The following is a 1,311-nucleotide window of genomic DNA, read 5'->3' on the forward strand; positions in this document are numbered from 1 at the left end:
CGGTGGCATCGCTGTCGACTTCCACGTCGACGGGCCTGTCGTCGGCCAACAGCTCGATCACCTCGCTGTCCACGTCGACCTCGACCGGTATCAGCTCGCTGTCCACCGGCCTCAGCTCGACCAACAGCTCGGTGACGTCGCTGTCGACTTCCACGTCGACCGGCCTGTCGTCGGCCAACAGCTCCATCACCTCGCTGTCGACCTCGACGTCGACCGGCCTCTCGTCGGCCAACAGCTCGATCACTTCGTTGTCGACTTCGACCTCGACTGGCATCAGCTCGTTGTCCACCGGCCTGTCATCGACCAACAGCACGATCGTGTCGCTGTCCACGTCGACTTCGACCGGCATCGGCTCGCTGTCCACCGGCCTGAGCGCGACGAACAGCTCGGTGACGTCGCTGTCCACGTCGACCTCGACCGCGATCAACGCTGCGAAGACGCACTACTACAGCGTCAACGACAACGGCACGCAGCAGGGCAACTATGCCAACGACGGTGCGACGGGCATTAACTCGCTTGCTGCCGGCACCAATGCATCTGCATCGGGCGCCAGCAGTGTCGCTGTCGGTGACGGCTCGAACGCGCAGTCGGACGGCGCGGTCGCAATCGGCAAGAACGCATTGGCAACGGGTGGCAAGGCTGTGTCGATCGGGGTTGCGAATACGGCAAGCGGTGACGGCGCAGTCGCGATCGGCGACCCGAACGTCGCGACGGGCACCGGCGCAGTGGCGATGGGGGCAAACAACACGGCGAACGGCAACGGCGCGGTGGCGCTTGGCAACGCAAACACGGCCAGTGGTGACGGAGCGCTCGCGTTGGGCAATGGATCGACGGCAGCAGCAGCAGGCTCACTTGCCTTCGGTTCGAACGCGATCGCAAGCAATGTCAACGATGTTGCGCTGGGTACCGGCTCGATCACGGCGGCACCTAATCCGACGTCGGGCGCGACGATCGGAGGCGTGACCTACTCGTTTGCCGGTGCGAATCCGACGAGCGTTGTGAGCGTTGGCGCACCAGGGGCGGAGCGTCAGATCGTGAATGTCGCTGCCGGACGCATCTCGGCGACCAGCACGGATGCGATCAACGGTAGTCAGCTCAACACGACGAACCAGGCCCTCAACAGCTTGTCGACGTCGACCGCATCGAACATTTCGTCGCTGTCGACCGGTATTGGTTCGTTGTCGACGGGCCTCAGTTCGACCAACAGCACGGTCGCGTCGCTGTCCACGTCGACTTCGACCAGCATCAGCTCGTTGTCGACCGGTCTCAACTCGACCAACAACAACCTTACGTCGCTGTCGACCTCGACCT

1 protein-coding gene and 1 pseudogene are annotated in these 1,311 nt (G+C 63.6%); one reads left to right on the forward strand and one right to left on the reverse strand.

The annotated features are described in order from the left end of the window. Window positions 1–406, reverse strand: a 406-nt coding sequence (locus tag VL15_RS43730; RefSeq protein WP_329955984.1) for a hypothetical protein, incomplete at its 3' end; no start/stop codon positions are given. Here VL15_RS43730 and VL15_RS34470 point away from each other — a divergent pair. After that, window positions 390–1,311: pseudogene (locus tag VL15_RS34470) on the forward strand (hemagglutinin); the annotation flags it as partial. The gene VL15_RS43730 and the pseudogene VL15_RS34470 overlap by 17 nt on opposite strands.

This window comes from Burkholderia cepacia, from assembly GCF_001039005.1.
In the GTDB taxonomy this organism is placed as follows: domain Bacteria; phylum Pseudomonadota; class Gammaproteobacteria; order Burkholderiales; family Burkholderiaceae; genus Burkholderia; species Burkholderia theae.